Raw genomic sequence first — 19,388 nt, forward strand, 5'->3', positions numbered from 1 at the left:
AATCCTTTATTTATAGTCGTTTTAGGTTAGCAAATAGTTCTTTTTGAAGCAATTTCCTGCTGTTCGCTGTATCTTTTTTGTTCGCCGAAAAGGCAAACAAAAAAGGATGTCTCCCGATACTTCGGGGCCATCAGGGCTAGGGTTTTGGGACTATAATTGTGAGTTGTAACCAAAAAAAAGTCCCACCGAAGCAGGACTAAAGATTTTCATCTACGGCATGTAGCCTTATTGTGATAAGATTAAAGATTAGAAATTTTAATCATTACAAACCTAAACAAAAAATAGTTAAGTTGCAATGAGGAAAACCGTAAAGTGGTTAATTATTTTCTCCGTAGCTTTAAAAATTCTTACAAAATACAGATTGTTATGGCAAAAATATTAGGATTAGATTTAGGGACAAACTCGATTGGGTGGGCTTTGATTGATGATAAATTGAATAAAATTATAGGAATGGGAAGTAGAATATTTCCTGTTGGAGTTGATAATTTAGGAGATGGAGAAGGAGAGCTTTCAAAAAATGCCAGTAGAACAGGCGCAAGAGGAACTAGAAGACAGTTTTTTAGAAAAAAGTTAAGAAAGAAAGTTTTACTTAAAGAATTAGCTTCTTTTAATATGTGTCCATTAACAAATCAAAATTTTGATGATTGGAAAACTACTAAAAAGTTTCCATCTCAAGAATTAGCTTCTTGGTTTGCACTTAATCCTTATGAATTAAGACATAGAGCATTGAATGAAAAGTTAAGTTTTGAAGAAATTGGGCGTATTTTTTATCATTTAATTCAACGAAGAGGATTTTTAAGCAATAGCAGAAGCGCAGGAAAAGATGATGGTGCTATTTTTAAAGGCAATGCCAAAGAAGGTAAAATAGGAATTGATGAAACTAGAGAACAAATTGAGAATAAAACATTAGGCTCTTATTTTTATGAAATTTCACCCAAAGAAAATCAACCTTTCGTAGATGGTTTGGAGCGCATTAGAAATAGATATACTACTCGCCAAATGTATGTTGATGAATTTGAAGAAATTTGGGAATATCAAAAAAAATATCATTCTAATTTAACTCACGAAATAAAAGAAAAAATTGGAGGCAGAAAGAATGATGAAGGTTTCAAAGAAGATGGTATTTTATTTCATCAACGCCCTTTGCGTTCTCAAAAACATTTAGTTGGTAATTGTACATTCGAACCCAATAAAACAAAATGTCAATTAAGTGCAATTCCTTTTGAACTATATAGATTGCACCAATGGATTAATACGGTTGAATATAATGGTCATAAGTTACACGCCGATGAGAGAAAGTTAGTTTTTAATTTTCTAATTGAAAAAGAGAAACCAAGTTTTAAAGACATTCGCAAAGCTATCAACAAGCTAGACGCCATTTATAAATTCAATTACAAGGATGAAGATAAAATTGTGGGGACTCATACAATATCAAATCTATGTAACAAGAAGTTCTTTGGTAAAAAATGGTTTGATTTTACAGAAAAAGAGCAGGAGGATATTTGGCACGTTTTGTACTTCTTTGACAGTAAAGACAAAGTTAGAAATTATGCGGTTGCGAATTGGGGTTTTGATGAAACACAAGCAGAGGCTATTTCTAAATTTAATTTAAAAGACAAATATGCCAGTTTAAGTCGAAAAGCAATTAACAATATTTTACCGTTTTTAGGAATGGGATTTCAATATGATATTGCTGTAGTTCTTGGCGGAATAAAAAATGCTTATGGTCAGAATTGGGAAACAATAAACAGCGATGATAAAGGATTAATACTTGATAATGTTTATGAAATTGTTCGTTCCAATTTAAAAGGTGGATTTATAGAACCTTTAAAATATTTTCTGAAAGCAGATTTGAATTTAACTGATAAACAATTGACCAAATTATATCATCATTCTGCTATTATTGATGAAACTGTTTTGCTCGAAAAACTTCCAGTAAATGCAAATGCTGATAAGGAAATTCAAGCCATTAGAAATCCTGTTGTAATAACTGCTTTATTTGAAATAAGGAAGTTAGTAAACGAAATAGTTGATGAATACGGAAAACCGGATGAAATAAAAGTGGAATTGGCGCGAAATTTAAAAGCATCAAAATCAGGTAGAAGAGAAGAAAGAAATCGTCAACAAAAATTAGAAAGGGAAAATGATAGAGTAAAAGTAGAACTCAATAATTTAAGCAAACATATTTCTCACGACAACTTATTACTCTATAAACTTTGGGAAGAATGTAAACATACTTGCCCTTATACAGGAAGAAGTATAAGTGTAACTCAATTGTTTAGTGGCGAAGTTCAAATTGAACATATTCATCCGTGGAGTAAATCCTTGAACGATAGTTTTATGAACAAAACACTTTGTTTTGCTGATGAAAATAGAGCTAAAGGTGACAAAACTCCTTTTGAATTTTATAGTTTGCAAGGAGAAAACAAATGGCACGAAGTAAAGGAAAGAGCCTTAAAATTATTTTCCGATACTGCTCAATATCCAAATAGTTATCAAAAGTTCAAACGCTTTGTGCAACAAAAATTTGATGATGATTTTGCAAGTAAGAACTTGAATGATACCAGATATATTAGCAAGGAAGCTAAAAATTATATGTCTAAAATTTGTGATAAAGTAGCTGTTTCTCCTGGACAAATGACAGCTAATTTGCGCCAAAAATGGGGTATGAATGCGGTACTTAATCCTGAAGATAAAACCAAAACCAGAGAAGATCATCGCCATCACGCCATTGATGCTTTGGTTATGGCTTGTGGAACGGTGAAACATTTACAGAAATTATCCGAATGGAATAGATACGACCGAAAACCGGAAAACAAAAATTTTCCTTTGCCTTGGGATGGTTTCGTAAAAGATGCCGAAGTTGCGGTTGATAAAATTTTAGTCTCTCATAAAAAACTAAACAATATTATAAGCGTTAGAACTCATAAAACAGAGAAAAACGGACAGGTTTATAGAAATGTTGGCGTAGCCGCAAGAGGACAATTGCATTTAGAAACTGTTTACGGTCAAAATAAAAATTGTAATGAAGATGAATATGTTTATAGAGTAGATATTAATAAATTAAGTTTTGCACAGCTTACAAATATTTTAGATGCCAATCTGAAAAAGGTTATAATTGATGATGTATTGACAAAGTTTAGCAATGATGAAATTCGATTTTTTGATAAGATGATTGATAAAGAAAAGAATCTTGATAAAATTAAACAAAAACAAATTAAAGAGAAAGTTGATAAAATATTAAAGGAAAATTCTTTTTTTATGCCAAATGAAGGAAAAAGGTATTTGCGTTTGAATAAAAAAGAACCTGAAAATTTTAACAGAACACCTGTTCCAATAAAAAAAGTCAGAGTAAAGAAAGTATTAAGTAAAGCAGAGCGATTGAAAGAAGATATAAAACAATTTGTAGATCCAAATAGTAACCATCACGTATTGATTTACAAAGATGAAAATGGAAATCTCAAAGAAGAAGTAGTTACATTTTGGACTGTTGTAGAAAGAAAAAGCAAAGGATTTCCAGCATATCAATTGCCACCAGACGGAAAAGAAATTGTAACAACCTTGCATATAAACGATATGTTTTTGTTAGGTTTAAATGATGATGAGATAAACTGGGAAAATCCAGATTACGATGTTTTGAAAGAGCATTTATATAGAGTGCAGAAATTAACATCTGGAGATTATTTCTTTAGAAAACATAAATCTTCTACTGTTACTGATGATGATTATATACAAATTAGAGGTTTTGGTGAAGGGAAAACAGGTTGGTTTACTTTCAATCCTATTAAAGTAAAAATTTCAGTTTCAGGAAAAATAAATCAACTGAAATAAAATTTTCGTATATTTGTGATAATTAAAATTAATAATTATGATAACTGAGTTATTAGAAACTAGAAAAATAGTTGCAAATTTTGATAAAACAATAGCTGATTCGCCTTATAAAACGGAGTATATCAGTGAAAAGGCTAATATTCCGTTGGCTACTTTTTATAGAAAATTGCGAGAAAATAAATTTACTTTGGATGAAGTGATTAAAATTGTTGAAATAATCCAACCCGAACTCTATGAATTTGAAATGTTGTCAAAAAAAATTGCAATAGCCGAAGAACAGTTTAGAAACGGGCAATTTATTGAGCATAAAGATTTTGTTTTTGATGTAGATACTATAATTTCAAATAGAAAATGAAAATAAAATTTTCGAACATTGCAAAATTAGAATTTGAGGAAATAGTAAAACATTTGTTTGATACTTATGGTCGTGATAAGGCAATTCATTTTTCGGACTTGGTAAAACATAATCTAAAACAAGTTGCCGTTTTTCCAGAAAGCTTTAGTTTTTTTCAGAATACTCAAAATCGAAAGTTTATGGCTACACCCTACATCAGTGTTATTTACAAAGTAAATCACGAATTAGATCAAGTCGAAATCTTAAGTTTTTGGTTCAATCGTTCTAATCCAGATGTTTTATTGAAACATTTGTAAAAAAACGAGTTCTTTGACATTTCGTTCGATATCTTAAACATCTCAAACCACAACTGAAAGGTATGGCATCCGCCCAGCAGGGATGCAGTAGCTTTCAGTTGTGGTTTGATTAAAGATTAGAAAACACGATATTATAAAAAAGTTTGTTTGTTTGAACGCCACCGTTGTGGTTTGATTAAAGATTAGAAAACACGATATTGACAGGTTATACAAATATGAATCCATCGCCGTTGTGGTTTGATTAAAGATTAGAAAACACGATATTTTTTAATTTATTTTCAATAATTTAATTATAGTTGTGGTTTGATTAAAGATTAGAAAACACGATATTAGGCTGGAGTAGATGTTAAAACTGGCAATTGTTGTGGTTTGATTAAAGATTAGAAAACACGATATTCTACTACTTTGACGATGCCACTTGCACCGCGTTGTGGTTTGATTAAAGATTAGAAAACACGATATTGAGCAACTTCGCATACAATTTTATCAGATGGTTGTGGTTTGATTAAAGATTAGAAAACACGATATTCGTGAACGAAGATTTCACGATCGAAGTAATGTTGTGGTTTGATTAAAGATTAGAAAACACGATATTTATGGAAATTTGAATAAACTGTACTCCATTGTTGTGGTTTGATTAAAGATTAGAAAACACGATATTACATTGTTCTCATAGACGTGTATGTTACCCGTTGTGGTTTGATTAAAGATTAGAAAACACGATATTTCATACGCACTCTTGCCATTCACACCATCGGTTGTGGTTTGATTAAAGATTAGAAAACACGATATTTTTGTAATTTTTCAATAGCTTGATAAAGCGGTTGTGGTTTGATTAAAGATTAGAAAACACGATATTTGGTTTTGATTTGTACATCTCGGACAACACGTTGTGGTTTGATTAAAGATTAGAAAACACGATATTACAAAAAGCAACTGGAAGCGATGGCAAATAGTTGTGGTTTGATTAAAGATTAGAAAACACGATATTATGATTACCTTAGATTGTGTGGCACCACCTGTTGTGGTTTGATTAAAGATTAGAAAACACGATATTTCGTTCATTTTCTCGTTCAATATTTGTCCGTTGTGGTTTGATTAAAGATTAGAAAACACGATATTCGTAGGATTACAACAGTTGACCAATATTGGGTTGTGGTTTGATTAAAGATTAGAAAACACGATATTGGGCTAACCAACACCGAGCTTTGAACAGCAGTTGTGGTTTGATTAAAGATTAGAAAACACGATATTGTAATTGAGCGAGTTGTTCGCTGATAATAGGTTGTGGTTTGATTAAAGATTAGAAAACACGATATTAAAAGGTGATCTTTGGTATATTTCAGTTTCGTTGTGGTTTGATTAAAGATTAGAAAACACGATATTTACAAGCAACGGAGTTGTTTATGTCAATGGGTTGTGGTTTGATTAAAGATTAGAAAACACGATATTACTCAATAAAAACAACATCAACGATGGTTTGTTGTGGTTTGATTAAAGATTAGAAAACACGATATTTAAAAGGACAGTTGGTAACAATTGAAGTTGGTTGTGGTTTGATTAAAGATTAGAAAACACGATATTTGGCAGAAGCAACTGAAGCAAGGCGATACGGTTGTGGTTTGATTAAAGATTAGAAAACACGATATTTATGGTTTTAATCGAAAAGCTGAACTTTCGGTTGTGGTTTGATTAAAGATTAGAAAACACGATATTTACTATTTTTTCGTCTGGCTTCATTCCTACGTTGTGGTTTGATTAAAGATTAGAAAACACGATATTAGTTGGCTCGTTACCTTCTAATTATCAATAGAATAAGGAAGAATATCGTATAAAAAAATGCCTCTTTTTTGGATTGATACCCCAATATTGAGGCATTTTTTTATTTCTGGGTATGGGACAGGTCGCGACCTGTCTGTACATTATGCATATTATGGTGTAATATCCACATATTTTCAAATAAAAAACCCGAAAAATGATGTAAATTAATTAGGTATAATTTCCAAACACGGGAATTGATACTATTTTTAAATGATAATTTAATGAAAAATAGAAAGCGAAATAGAATGTTGGGATATGATTATTCGCAAAATAATTTATATTTCGTTACGATTTGTGTTCAAGATAGGAAATGTTGTTTTGGGAATGTGAATACGGTAGGTACAGGTCGCGACCTGTCCGTACACGAGTCAATGAATCCGCATATGGAATTGAATGAATGTGGTTCTATTGCACAAAAACAATGGAATTGGTTGGGTAATCAATATGGGTATGTTGTTTTACATTCTTTTATAGTAATGCCGAATCATGTCCATGCCATTTTGGAAATTGATAGCAATTTGATTTCTGATTGTGAAATAAAAGTAAAATCATTATCTGAACTAATTGGTGCCTATAAAACCACCTCTTCAAAGCAAATTCATTTAACCGGTTTCATTGGTTTTACTTGGCAACGTTCGTTCCATGATCACATTATTAGAAACGATGGGTCTTATGAAAGAATTTCTAATTATATCGAAACAAATCCTGGGAGGTGGAACACAGATATATTTTTCGAAAAATAAAAGTGTTGTTTAAAATAATTCTAACTGCGTTGGTGCATTAATGTTTTCCTGTTTGGCCTTGCCTAAGTAATTGATAATCATGCCAAATTGCTTGTCGGTAATGCGTAAAACACTCACTTTTCCTAACGGAGGAACGAGCCTGTTAATGCGTTTTTCATGTACATCTGCACTTTCTCCACTGGCGCAATGACGAATATAAACTGAATATTGCATCATGCTAAAACCATCTTTCAAGAGATTTCCTCGAAACTGAGAGGCATTTCTTTTGTCTTTTTTGGTTTCTGTTGGTAAATCGAAAAACACGAACAACCACATTATTCGGTATCCGTTAAGTTCCATAATTTAGGATATTTAATTTTTTTACGGTCTCCTGTAAAACATTGCTGCAGCGAACTGGCCGTTTTTTGCAATCCTACCATTAACGGACTTTTTTCTTCCTTGAAATAAACTGTTTGTGTCAGCATTTGTAATAGTTCCGCTTTTATAGCGGTGTTGAGTTCTTGTTCTTGATATCGTTTCATAATCTCAAAAACTTTTTCGTCAACAATGGGACGAAAAGGTTCCATAATATCATCTGCAAGTGCAAAAGCATTGTATTTACTTTTGTGATGAATACCAAGTGTATTTAATAATCCGCTACCGGAAAGTGCTCGTGCGGTTGCGGCTCTCAAAATAGCATAACCGTAATTTAAAAAATTATTGGGATAATCGCCATAGCGTTCTCTTTTTATTCCATCTTTTTCATGATTAGGCAAAGGAAAATTTTTCCAATATTGCTGTGCTGCAACACCTTCCATATTTGTGGTATCGCCGCTTAAAACTTTACTTGCCAGAAATTCAAACGTATTTTTATTTTCAGTTATTTTTTCCAATAATTCCCCTTGATTCTTAATTTTTTCAATGATAGTCTGTTGCCATAATTGCTTTTTTAGAGGAATGGAAGCTTCGATTTGGTTTTTGAATATTTCCTGCTGAATATGATGACTGTTGAGGTTGAGTAACATTCCATTGGGTAGATGGTTGCTGCCGCAAATAATAATAGCGGTATTGTTTTCTACAATTAAGTTCATTGCAGGAATGCTAAGGTAAATTTCAGCATGATCAAGCACAAGAAACCCTACGTCTTCTATTGGAATTGTACTTTCCCTTATTTCTGATTTTAGTACTAACTGTTGATTTTTTGTCGTAATAGAAGACTTGTTTTCGATGAGAATAGTTCTTTTGATCATGATTTAAGGTGTTAAATTGATTGCAGGACTTTGATTTTCAGTCAAATTAACAGATTAAATAATTAACAGCTTTACGGGAAACCTCAATTTGTCTTTTAAATTACTGATATAAAAAAATCGTCTTGTTTTAAAACAGTATTACTCAAAGAGAGTAACTCAATTTTAAAACAAGACGATCAATTCTTTAGGGAACCTCTTAACTATTTATTCCAAATCTTCCAAGCTTTCTCTGCTTGAAAAATGAGCATATCCAGACCATTTTTGATTTGTGCTCCATGTTGTTTGGCTTTTTTAAGGAATTGTGTTTCAGCAGGATTGTAAATCAAATCATAAGCAATGTGCTTCTCCGTGAAAAATTCGTATGGAATTAAAGGGAACGCCTCCACATTAGGACTTGTTCCTACCGGAGTAGCATTTATGATGATTTGGTAATTATCAAATGTAGTTGCGTTGATTCGGTCGTAATCAATTCCATTTTCTTTGGCTTCTCTCGAAACAAAAGTATACGGAATATCAAGCTCGTCCAAAGCAAAAGCGACTCCTTTAGAAGCGCCGCCTGTTCCTAAAATCAAGGCTTTTTTATGGTGCGGTTGCAATAATGGTTCTAATGATTTTTTGAAACCATAATAATCCGTGTTGTAGCCTTTCAACTTGCCTTTTTTGGTAATTTTGATAGTGTTTACAGCACCAATTAGCTCCGCTTTTTTAGATAATTTGTCCAAAAATGGAATTACCGTTTCCTTGTACGGGATGGTAACATTCAATCCTTTTAAATCCGAAGTGTTTTTAATTACCTCTGTAAAAGCTGTTATTTCAGGAATATCAAAATTTTCATAGGTACAACCGGCAAAGTTTTCGCTATTGAATTTATCTGTAAAATATCCTTTAGAAAATGAATAACTAATGTTGCGTCCTAATAATCCAAAGCGTTTTCTAACTATGTCAACCATTATTGTTTTTTATGTTTTGCAATATAATTCTGTACCATTTTTTTTGCCCAAACTACTGGAAATAAATCTTCTAAAAGAATATAATTATCAAAATTCAATCGTAAGGCATTGCTCAAATGGAATTTTGCTTTTGTATTATCAGTTAACATAAAATACAATCCAGCCAAACGGTATTCAATTTCATTCTCTTCCGGAAAATACTCTGAAGCTTGTAATAACGTTTGTATAGCGCTTTCAAATTCTCCTAAAAATTGAAGAATATCCACCCAGAATAACCAAGTGTCTAAACCATAATCACCAAATTCCACCGCTTTTCTATATCCAAATTCAGCTTCTTCAAAGAAGTTCATTTGTTTATTGATAGTCGCAAAACGTTTCCAATACAAACGATTTTGGTTGTCAATAGCTAATGCTTTGTTGACATAAAATAACGCTTTTTGGTAATTTTTTTGACGAACGTAAAAATCAGTAATGGCAATCCAACCTTTATCTAAAAGTGGATCTTCATGCACGGTTTGATTGAAATATTTTAATGCTAAAGCTTTATTGCCTAGTTTTTCATAACATTTTCCCATTCGAAGTAAAGCATACGAAGTCGCATCATCTAATTCGATGGTTCTGCTGTAGCTTTCTATGGCTTCATCGTATTTTTTTAATCGCTCAAAAGCTTTTGCTTTTTCCATAAAAGCACCAAGGAATTCATCATCAATTAAAGTGGCATAATCAAAGGCGCGAATCGCATTTTCATATTCTTTAACTCCATAATGCAAACGACCCAGTTGATGCCAGGCGATTTCGCTGTATGGGTTTTTGTCAATGTATTTTTTCAAATAGGTAATCGCTTCTTGGTTTTGATCTAAAAACTCAAAACAATATACAACGTTGTACAACGCTGATTGATCTTCCAAATCTTCTTCTAAACACTTGATAAAGCTTTCTTTTGCCATTTCAAGATTGTCCATAAAAAGAAATTCCATGCCTATTAAATTATAGACATCGGCATAATCATCGGTATATTTTAAAGCTATTTTTAATAATTCAACGGCCTTTTCGTGTTGGTCTCTTTTAGAGCAGATATTGGCTTTTTGAATGTAAATTTCTTCATTGGTTGGTTCAATGGCGTACAACTCATTCAATAGCTTTTCGGCTAATTCGAGTTTATCATCATAGACTAGCATTTCCACTTGAACTAATTTTAGTCCGGTAGATTTTGGGTGTTGTTCCAATGCCAGTTTCAGAGCTTTTTTTGCCAAAGCGGCCTTACCCATATCGAGATAATGAAGAATAATTTCTTCAAATTCTTCGGAGTCAAAAAAGAGCACTTTGTTGGTTTTCAACATGGACTCAAATTTAGACAGGGATAAGTTATAGTCTTCTTCTTCGTTGCTTAATTGCATACTGTGTGTTTTTAATTTGGCCTAAATAAATTTAGGTAATCGTGCGTGTACTGTGAGGGAAAGTTAGAATTGTTGTGAACAATTTAATTAACAAAAAAGCTTTGGTTTAAACGGATGCCATAGCCCTGATAAGAGTGGAAATCCTTTTACTTTTTGCTGCCAAAAAGTAAAAGATTATAACGATAGCTGGACACGAGCTAAGCGAACTGACGAAGTAAATAGCTCCCAATTTTAATAATTGTTTTGAATATCTATTTGATATGTAATCAGTGTTGCTACTTCTAAAATCAATCCCGACGCTTCGGGACGTTAATCATTATTCTTCAATCATCATTTCATCCATTACTTCAAGTATGATGCTGCAACCTTCTCGTATTTCTTCTTCAGAAATGGTTAGAGGAGGTGTTATTCTAATGGCGCAACCTTCAAACAGTAACCAGAATAAAATAAGTCCTTTGTCTTGACATTTGAGAATCACTTCGTTTGTTATATAGGCACTTTTTGTCATTGCTGCCAGCATCAATCCTTTTCCTCTTATTTCTTCTATCAAAGGATGTACCAAAAGTGTTCTGAATAGCTTTTCTTTCTCCATGGCTTCGGCCATAAGGTTGGTCTCAGTTATTTCCTGCAAAGTCGCCAAGCAGGCTGACGCAATGACAGGGTGACCTCCAAAAGTAGTGATATGACCTAGTTTTGGATCATGACTTAGCAAATCCATTATTGTTGATGAAGCCGTAAAAGCACCTACAGGCATGCCGCCGCCCATTCCTTTTCCCATCACCACGATATCAGGAACGACATCATAATTTTGAAATCCGAAAAGTTTTCCGGTTCTCCCAAAGCCTGGTTGGATTTCGTCGAGAATCATCATCGCGCCCACTTCGGTACAGCGCTCGCGCACTTTTTTAAGGAAATCATTGTGTGGTTGAATAAATCCGGCACCACCCTGAATGGTTTCCAGGATAATTCCTGCGGTTTTAGTCGTTATTTTTTGTAAATCATCTTCGTTATTGAAGGTGATAAAATCAACATCAGGAATCAACGGACGAAAGATTTGTTTGCGTTCTTCAAATCCCATGACGCTCATAGAACCCATAGTATTACCGTGATATGCATTGTGACATGAAATCAACTGGCTTCTTCCTGTGGTACGTCTGGCGAGTTTTAACGCGCCTTCAATGGCTTCGGTTCCTGAATTCACCAAATAGGTTTTGTCTAAAGTAGCGGGCAGGAGCGAGGCTAATAATTTGCAATATTGAACCGCAGGACTTTGAGAATATTCCCCATACACCATGACATGAGAATATTTGTCCAGCTGATCTTTGATGGCTTGATTGACTCTTGGATGTTGGTGTCCCAATGCACAAGCGGAAACTCCAGCCACAAAATCCAAGTATTTTTTAGAATTAGTATCGTAAATATAAGAACCTACCGCGTGTGAAACTTCCATGCCCAATGGATACGGTGAGGTTTGCGCTTGGTATTTTAAGAAATCGGTATTCAAAATTTATTTGTTTAATCGTTTATTGGTTTAGTCGTTTTCATAAAAACTGAATACTGCGACTGAACACTATTTTTTCCCTTTCTTCTTATCGTAATTCAGGGTTTCTTTCCTGATTTTCATAGGAATATCTTCTTTGGCTTCAGCGGCCTCGGTTGCTTTCGCTATTTTATCATTGTCTTCATTTTCTTCAGGCGGAAAAATATCGTCTTTGGATTTTATTCGTTCATCGCCTCGCCAGACTAATCCTCGCAGTTTTCTTGCGTTCTCCGGCAACTCTTTTTCAGGATAGATTTCGCCATCTACTTGCTGAAAAAAGGTAATGGTTTCAATCTCATTTTTTTCTAAAATAAGATTGATTTTACTGCTCACATTTTTGTTGATACCAATGAGTTCTTGTGCTTCATTCCGCATATAATAAATGACTTCGGCATTTTTTACAATATCGACATCATGGAGTTTGCCTTCCTCAAATTTGCCATAGAGATTTTGTCCCTTGACTTGATTATAGCCGGTTCCCAGTGTGTCTTTGGAGACTATAAACGTATTATTGAGCACTTTGAGTGAATCTAGTTTTTGAGTGGTATTATTGCCTATAAGATGCATTACATCTCCTGTGATTTGGTTTTCTGCGTTCCAAAGTATCGGATTTCCAATCATTTTTGTCAAAGCTGTTTTGGAACTCGAATGAATCGAATCACATTTGCCACTCATATCAGTTTTAAAAAATCGGACATTATTGAACGCTCTGATAATTCGGTTTCCTTCTTTTCCGGTAACCATTAATTTTTTTCCGTGGATGTAAACTGAGTCATTTTCGACAAAATTAACCGCAACGGCTCTTTTGGTCACAAACATAGAATCGAGTTTTTTATACACTTCGGCATAATGTCCTTTTACGATTCCGCGATTGATGGAATCCGTTATTTTTACATTGCGTGTTGCCGATGCAAATTCACGGTTTCGGTCATAATATAAACTGTCCCCTTTAATCACCCGATCATCGTATCTGATGTAGGATTTATTCAGAAAATGCGCCAGATTTTTTTTGGTGTCATAAAACCCTTTTTCGGTATAAATATAATTGGCTTTACTGGTAATTGTTGATGGTCCAAAAAGATAGGAATGTCCGGAATTACTAAAATAATCCAAGTGATTTGATTTGATTACATACGTTGGATTTGTGATGGTAACCGCAGTCAGGAATTGGAATTTCTTTTGTTTTACATAATATCTTCCTGAATTACTTTTTAGCGTATTGTCTTTATTGGTAATTGTCCCTGGCGTATCGTAAAATACTTCTTGGATATTTCGGTCAAAATTAATTATTTCTGTGGTTAAAGTCGCATCTGGGGAGCTCATTACTGCGTCACCGGAAGCATATGCTTTTTTTACATTTCCATTGTATTCCGCGTATTTACTGTTTAGAAATAAAGTGTCTCCTTGCACCATCTGTACATTTCCAAAAGCCTTGATGTAGTTCTCCTTTTGGAAATAATACGCTTTATTACAGGTCATCACTACGCCATCATGATTGACACGTACGTTTCCGATAAGTAATAATGCATCCGGAATTTCTACCTGGTTTACATCAGCAAAATCAGAGTTTTCTACAATAATTTTTTTTGGGGCTTGCGCCAAAACTAAATTAGTAACAAGCAGTATCAAACAATAAGGAAGGAAAAATATTGATTTCTTCAATGGATTTATTTTTTGTCAAATTTATGAAAAAGGAAACAATCCTAATCTATATTAGGATTTATTTATAATTAGTCAAAAAGGCGGTAAAAGCTATTGTTGTCTCTCTTTAAAGTTATCAACAAATGGCCTTACTCCTTCGATGTAGTTTCTGCTTATGTGCATAGAATTATTTAATTTCAAACGATATAGACTTCTTTTATTTAAAAAATATTAAATTTAAAAATTGATACTCATTTTATTATCAAAAGAATTGAAATCGGTATATATAATTTTATATGATGAAAAAAATAACTATTGTTGCAGGGATAAGCGTGGTGCTTTTGGCAACAGCTTGTAAAACAAAAGATTTAAAAATGAATACAGAACCGAAAGAGTCAGTCTCGAATAAAAAAGAAGTTGTATATCAGGTTTTTACCCGATTATTCGGAAATAAAAATACTACCAATAAACCTTGGGGAACCATTGAAGAAAATGGAGTAGGGAAGTTCAACGATTTTACGGATACAGCGTTACGGGAAATAAAGGATTTGGGTGTTACTTATGTTTGGTATACCGGAGTTCCGCATCATGCTTTGATACGGGATTACTCGGATATTGGTATTTCCAATGATGACCCGGAAGTGGTAAAAGGAAGGGCAGGTTCTCCCTATGCCGTAAAAGATTACTACAATGTAAATCCAGATTTAGCCGTAAATCCAGCGAATCGGTTGCAAGAATTTGAGGCTTTGATTGCGCGAACTCACAAAGCGGGATTAAAAGTGATTATTGATATTGTTCCGAATCACATTGCACGTAAGTACGAAGGAAAGAGTAATCCGGCAGGTGTTAGAGATTTTGGTGCTGATGATGATACAACTGTTGAATACAAAAGAGATAATAACTTTTATTATATTCCAAATACGCACTTTGAAATCCCCGATACGGATAAACCATTAAATGGAGAAAAGAATCCTTTAATTGATGGTAAATTTGAAGAAAGTCCCGCAAAATGGACCGGAAACGGTTCTCGTTTAGCTAAACCTGATAAGAATGACTGGTATGAAACCATAAAAGTAAATTATGGTATTCGTCCGGATGGTTCCAAAGATTTCCCGGAACTTCCGGCGGGTTTTGATACCAAATCGTATCAGGAACATTTCGATTTTTGGAAAGGAAAAGATGTTCCAGATTCTTGGGATAAATTCAAAGACATTGCTTTGTATTGGACCGCAAAAGGGGTTGACGGTTTTAGATTTGATATGGCCGAAATGGTTCCGTATGAATTTTGGAGTTATATGAATTCAGCCATTAAAGTAAATAATCAAGATGCTTTTTTATTAGCCGAAGTCTACAATCCTAAAGAATATAGAAATTACATTCATTTAGGTAAAATGGATTATTTATATGATAAAGTAGAAACCTATGATAAATTAAAAGATATCATTCAAGGAAGATCTTTACCGGATGGATTATCAGACATACAAAACGGAATGGCTGATATTGAGCATCATATGTTGCATTTTTTGGATAATCATGATGAACAGCGTTTGGCTAGCCCGGAATTTGCGGGAACACCACAAAAAGGAAAACCTCTGATGGTGGTTTCAACAACCATAAGCACTTCGCCTACGATGGTTTATTTTGGTCAGGAAGTAGGAGAGGCCGGAAATGAGAATGCAGGATTTGGAACTCATTCCAGAACATCAATCTTTGATTATATTGGAGTTCCGAATCATCAGCGTTGGATGAATGGAGGGAAATTTGATGGCGGTCAATTATCGCAGGATGAAAAAGAGTTGCGTGATTTTTACAAAAGAGTATTGAATTTTTCTTTGAACAGCTCGGCTTTGATGGGGAAATACCAAGAAATTCAAACATTAAATCGCCAAACAACTCAAGGTTATGATTCTGGGATTTATGCGTTCACACGCTGGTCTGATACTCAAAAATTAATAGTTGTCACTAATTTTTCTTGGCTTACCACCAGCAATTTCGAATTGAAAATACCTTCAGATATCATTCAAAAATGGAATTTGAAAGATGGAAATTACACAGTAACTGATCAGTTATACAATAAAAGTTCCGTTCAACTGAAAGTTTTGAATGGAGAAGGAAAAGTACAAATTACAATCGCACCTTCGGAATCGTTTATTTATCAATTGTAAGACATACTTTAAAATTAATTTTTAAATCTTTAAACTCATTTTAATGACAAAAATATTCACAATTTGTTTACTGTTTTTAATTTCCTTGGTAACCTTTGCACAAAAAGATTTTACGCCTAATTGGAGTAAAGGAGTAGTTTGGTATCAAATATTCCCGGATCGGTTTCATAATGGAGATCCTTCAAACGATCCAAAAGTGAATGATCAAGATGGTGCATATCCTTTTGATATAACTTCTGATTTTCAAATTCATCCCTGGACAAGCGATTGGTATGAATTGCAGCCTTACGAAAAGAAAAATGGTAAAGATATTTATTACAATCTTCAACGCAGACGCTATGGTGGAGATTTGCAAGGAGTTATTGATAAGTTGGACTACCTACAATCATTAGGCATTAATGCTATTTATATGAATCCTGTTTTTTGGGCGCCTTCTTCTCATAAGTATGATGCATTGTGCTACCATCATATTGACCCATCATTTGGACCAGATCCTGAAGGTGATAAAAAATTAATTGCAAATGAAGACCCTTTAAATCCAGAAAAATGGGTTTGGACAAAAGCAGATTTACTGGCGCTAAAACTTATTGATGAAGTACATAAGCGTAAAATGTTTATCATTTTTGATGGCGTTTTCAACCATTTGGGAGTGAATAGTTTTGCTTTTCGTGATGTAGAGGAAAAACAAGAAAAATCAGCCTACAAAGATTGGTTCATGGTTGACAGTTGGAAAGATGCTGTAAAAGGTACCAAGTTTGAATACCAAGGATGGTTTGGTATAAAAACGTTGCCGGAGTTTAAAGAGGATAACACAGGAATTGTTTCGGGGCCAAAACAATATATTTTTGACGCTACAAAACGATGGATGAATCCTATGAACAAAGGAGCTCAATACGGAATTAATGCTTTTCTTATAAATCTCTATTGTAAATTTTCAAATTAATACTTTTGCAAAGTAAAGGTGAAGGATTTGGAGAAGGAGTTGCAATGAATATGCAAAATCTGGTTGGAAGCCATGATGCTACTAGAATAGGTAGTGCGGTTGCAAACCCAGATGGGAAGAAGTTTAGTGATTGGGGAGCGTATTTTAATTGGAGCCAGAAAAGTAATAATACCAATTATATTGCTCGAAAACCTACCGTACAGCAATTGAAAAAGCAAAAACTTATAGCTGCATTTCAAATATTATATTTAGGTTCGCCAATGATTTATTATGGGGATGAAGCAGGTATGTGGGGTGGTAATGACCCTGATTGTCGTAAACCGATGGTTTGGAATGACAAAAAATATAACCCGGAAATATTCAATCCCGACCAAAGTAAACACGAAGCAGATGTAGTAAACTTCGATACGGATTTGTTTAATTGGTATAAAAAAATCATTAGTTTACGCAATCAGTACAAAGCTATTAAAGTGGGGAATTACACAACGATTGCAACAAATGATGCCGAAAAAATATATGCATTTAGTCGCAAACTTGGTGATGAAGAAGTAATTGTAATCATTAATCGAAGTGATAAAAATGTTAACTTCACGAATCCCATTTTGAAAAAAGGGAAATACAAAGATGTTTTTACTAAAAAAGGAATCAAAAAGTTGACTATAAAACCTATGGATATTGTTGTGCTGAGCAATACCATTTACTGATTACTTGAAAAATTGTAACTAAAAAAGCTGAAACAAAATTGATTTTGTTTCAGCTTTTTTAGTACTCTTTAAAATCTACGTGGTTGATTGTATTTTAGAATCTTTTCGTTTCTAAAACAAACTGATTCCCGGGGTATTGTGCATCTGAGTTATCCTCGGCGGTAATAAATATTTTTTTAGGTTTAAATGCAGTAACGGTTTCAAATGTTGCTTTTAGTTTTGAAGACATAAATGGATTGTTACTTTGTATCTGTCCAATGTTTTTTACCATAGACTCATCGGTTTCTATCCAAACTACATAGGTGTTCTTTGAAGGTTCTAATCTTTTTGCTTCGGCTAAATTATCTATTTTTATTTTAATCGCAAAATTGTTGTTATTGTCTTTTTTAACAGTAACCTGACCTCGAGCAGCAGGGACTACAGATGACGTCAAGAATACAACTTTCTTGGCACAAGAAGTGAGAGAAAATAAAAGTAGAGCTGCAGAAGCACTTAATAAAACATTTCTTGAAAAAAAAATTAATTTTAAAGTTTTCATTTTATTTGATTTAAGTATTAGTGTAAAGGTAGCCCTTTATCTAGTGATAGTTGTTACAAAATTCAAAAATATGTTGTGAAATTTACGGGTTATTTCGTGTTTTTAGTTCTTTAAAATGGCATCATAATTTTCTTCTACTTTTCTCCAATTAATTACATTGAAAAATGCATCGATATAATTTTTTCTTCGGTATTGGTAATCTAAATAATATGCATGTTCCCATACGTCTAAAGCTAGTATTGGAGTTCCGGGAATAAGTGCATTTCGCATCAAAGGATTGTCCTGATTTGAAGTACCGGTCACCTGAAGTTTTCCAGTTCTGTCTACAATAAGCCAAGCCCAACCGGAACCAAATTGCTTTGTAGCTTCCTCTTTGAATAAGGTAACAAAGTTTTCAAATGAACCAAAATCTTTGATAATTGCTTCAGCTAATGCATTCGTTGGTTCGCCTCCTGCTTTTGGAGCCATACATTTCCAATATAAGGAATGATTGTAAAATCCACCAGCATTGTTACGAAGCACAGCATCGTTAGGAACTAATTTTGACAATACTTCTTCGATTGTTAAATTTTCTAAAGGTGTTCCTAACACCGCTTTATTCAAATTATTGGTATAGGTAAGGTAATGCTTGGAATAATGCATTTCTAAAGTCGTAGCTGATATATTTGGTGCCAAAGCATTGTAAGCGTAAGGCAATTTTTCAAGCTGAAAAGAGCCTTCATCTGCTTTTACATCATCGGGAGATCCCATGATGGCAACTGTTTGTTCGGTTGTAGGTAAAGGAACTTCGACTACTTCAGTTAATTTCTTATTGTTGCAAGAAAGTAAAGTGATAAATAAAAATAAAACAGAAATTAAAAAATTTAGCTTTTTCATATGAAGATAATATTTTTTTAGCGGAATATGATTTCACCATTCTTTATTCCTATTTGTGATTTGGAATCAAGGCGATTTCATAATTTGTATTATTTTTTGATGAGTGTGTTAATTATTTCTATGTATTGTTCTTTGGCTTGATCAGGAGTTAGATGACTAATTTGCATCCAGGCATTGGTTTTAAAAGCATCTCTCAAATGGTATGATGATGTTTGTTTTAAATCTAAAGTTCCAAAAGTTGCTTGTTTATAAAAAGCATAAAGCCGCAATTGGACATCTTGAGGTAAAGATGCCTGCGTCATTTCAGAAGCTATTTCTACTGCTTCTAAAAACCGAGTATCTAAATCTTTTTCAATCAT

The 19,388-nt window shown here is 33.5% G+C and carries 16 protein-coding genes and 1 CRISPR repeat array; of the genes, 7 read left to right on the forward strand and 9 right to left on the reverse strand.

What is annotated here, in order from left to right; translation table 11 throughout:
- Window positions 1-366: 366 nt before the first annotated feature.
- The 4 genes from cas9 to QLS31_RS10500 all read left to right on the forward strand — a co-directional run bounded on the left by cas9 (window position 367) and on the right by QLS31_RS10500 (window position 7,046).
- Window positions 367-3,831, forward strand: a complete 3,465-nt coding sequence (gene cas9 / locus QLS31_RS10485; protein WP_282743823.1) for a type II CRISPR RNA-guided endonuclease Cas9 — start codon at window positions 367-369, stop codon at window positions 3,829-3,831.
- 37 nt (window positions 3,832-3,868) lie between these two features.
- Entirely contained in the window at window positions 3,869-4,186 is a 318-nt protein-coding gene (locus QLS31_RS10490) for a hypothetical protein (protein WP_282743824.1), read from the forward strand.
- Window positions 4,183-4,482 (forward strand): type II toxin-antitoxin system RelE/ParE family toxin, encoded by a 300-nt coding sequence (locus tag QLS31_RS10495; protein ID WP_282743825.1) that lies wholly within the window; start codon window positions 4,183-4,185, stop codon window positions 4,480-4,482. The genes QLS31_RS10490 and QLS31_RS10495 overlap by 4 nt, the downstream gene beginning before the upstream one ends.
- Before the next feature lie 97 nt (window positions 4,483-4,579).
- A CRISPR array of direct repeats spans window positions 4,580-6,264; the repeat unit is 36 nt; unit sequence GTTGTGGTTTGATTAAAGATTAGAAAACACGATATT.
- A gap of 260 nt (window positions 6,265-6,524) precedes the next feature.
- Window positions 6,525-7,046, forward strand: a complete 522-nt coding sequence (locus QLS31_RS10500; RefSeq protein WP_282743826.1) for a transposase — start codon at window positions 6,525-6,527, stop codon at window positions 7,044-7,046.
- A gap of 9 nt (window positions 7,047-7,055) precedes the next feature.
- Here QLS31_RS10500 and cas2 read toward each other — a convergent pair whose 3' ends face one another.
- The 6 genes from cas2 to QLS31_RS10530 form a co-directional block, all read right to left on the reverse strand.
- Window positions 7,056-7,385, reverse strand: a complete 330-nt coding sequence (gene cas2, locus QLS31_RS10505; protein ID WP_282743827.1) for a CRISPR-associated endonuclease Cas2 — start codon at window positions 7,383-7,385, stop codon at window positions 7,056-7,058.
- A complete protein-coding gene (cas1, locus tag QLS31_RS10510; protein ID WP_282743828.1) occupies window positions 7,361-8,275 on the reverse strand; it encodes a type II CRISPR-associated endonuclease Cas1 in 915 nt (304 codons plus the stop codon). The genes cas2 and cas1 overlap by 25 nt, the downstream gene beginning before the upstream one ends.
- 200 nt (window positions 8,276-8,475) lie before the next feature.
- Window positions 8,476-9,225, reverse strand: a complete 750-nt coding sequence (locus tag QLS31_RS10515) for a shikimate dehydrogenase (protein WP_282743829.1) — start codon at window positions 9,223-9,225, stop codon at window positions 8,476-8,478.
- On the reverse strand, window positions 9,225-10,622 hold the full coding sequence (locus QLS31_RS10520; RefSeq protein WP_282743830.1) for a tetratricopeptide repeat protein: 1,398 nt from the start codon (window positions 10,620-10,622) through the stop codon (window positions 9,225-9,227). Before QLS31_RS10520 ends, QLS31_RS10515 begins: the two co-directional genes overlap by 1 nt.
- Before the next feature lie 316 nt (window positions 10,623-10,938).
- Complete coding sequence (locus QLS31_RS10525) at window positions 10,939-12,126, reverse strand: aspartate aminotransferase family protein (protein WP_282743831.1); 1,188 nt, start codon at window positions 12,124-12,126, stop codon at window positions 10,939-10,941.
- 66 nt (window positions 12,127-12,192) lie between these two features.
- Complete coding sequence (locus QLS31_RS10530) at window positions 12,193-13,824, reverse strand: OstA-like protein (protein WP_121341677.1); 1,632 nt, start codon at window positions 13,822-13,824, stop codon at window positions 12,193-12,195.
- 275 nt (window positions 13,825-14,099) lie between these two features.
- Between QLS31_RS10530 and QLS31_RS10535 the strand changes: the two genes are divergently transcribed.
- From QLS31_RS10535 to QLS31_RS10545, 3 genes are read left to right on the forward strand one after another with little or no spacing between them, the layout of a single operon-like run.
- Entirely contained in the window at window positions 14,100-15,968 is a 1,869-nt protein-coding gene (locus QLS31_RS10535; protein ID WP_282743832.1) for an alpha-amylase family protein, read from the forward strand.
- Between the two features lie 43 nt (window positions 15,969-16,011).
- Window positions 16,012-16,911: an alpha-amylase family glycosyl hydrolase gene (locus QLS31_RS10540; protein WP_282743833.1), complete on the forward strand. Its 900-nt coding sequence runs from the start codon at window positions 16,012-16,014 to the stop codon at window positions 16,909-16,911.
- Window positions 16,912-16,916: 5 nt separating this feature from the next.
- On the forward strand, window positions 16,917-17,615 hold the full coding sequence (locus QLS31_RS10545; protein WP_282743834.1) for an alpha-glucosidase C-terminal domain-containing protein: 699 nt from the start codon (window positions 16,917-16,919) through the stop codon (window positions 17,613-17,615).
- Between the two features lie 94 nt (window positions 17,616-17,709).
- Here the strand turns inward: QLS31_RS10545 and QLS31_RS10550 are convergent, their stop codons facing one another.
- From QLS31_RS10550 to QLS31_RS10560, 3 genes are all read right to left on the reverse strand, one after another.
- Window positions 17,710-18,153 (reverse strand): hypothetical protein, encoded by a 444-nt coding sequence (locus tag QLS31_RS10550; protein WP_282743835.1) that lies wholly within the window; start codon window positions 18,151-18,153, stop codon window positions 17,710-17,712.
- A gap of 102 nt (window positions 18,154-18,255) precedes the next feature.
- On the reverse strand, window positions 18,256-19,029 hold the full coding sequence (locus QLS31_RS10555) for a superoxide dismutase (RefSeq protein ID WP_282743836.1): 774 nt from the start codon (window positions 19,027-19,029) through the stop codon (window positions 18,256-18,258).
- 89 nt (window positions 19,030-19,118) lie between these two features.
- Window positions 19,119-19,388, reverse strand: coding sequence for an acyl-CoA-binding protein (locus QLS31_RS10560; RefSeq protein WP_099715851.1), 270 nt, complete (start codon window positions 19,386-19,388; stop codon window positions 19,119-19,121).

This window comes from Flavobacterium sp. XS2P24 (assembly GCF_030010285.1).
GTDB lineage: Bacteria > Bacteroidota > Bacteroidia > Flavobacteriales > Flavobacteriaceae > Flavobacterium > Flavobacterium algoritolerans.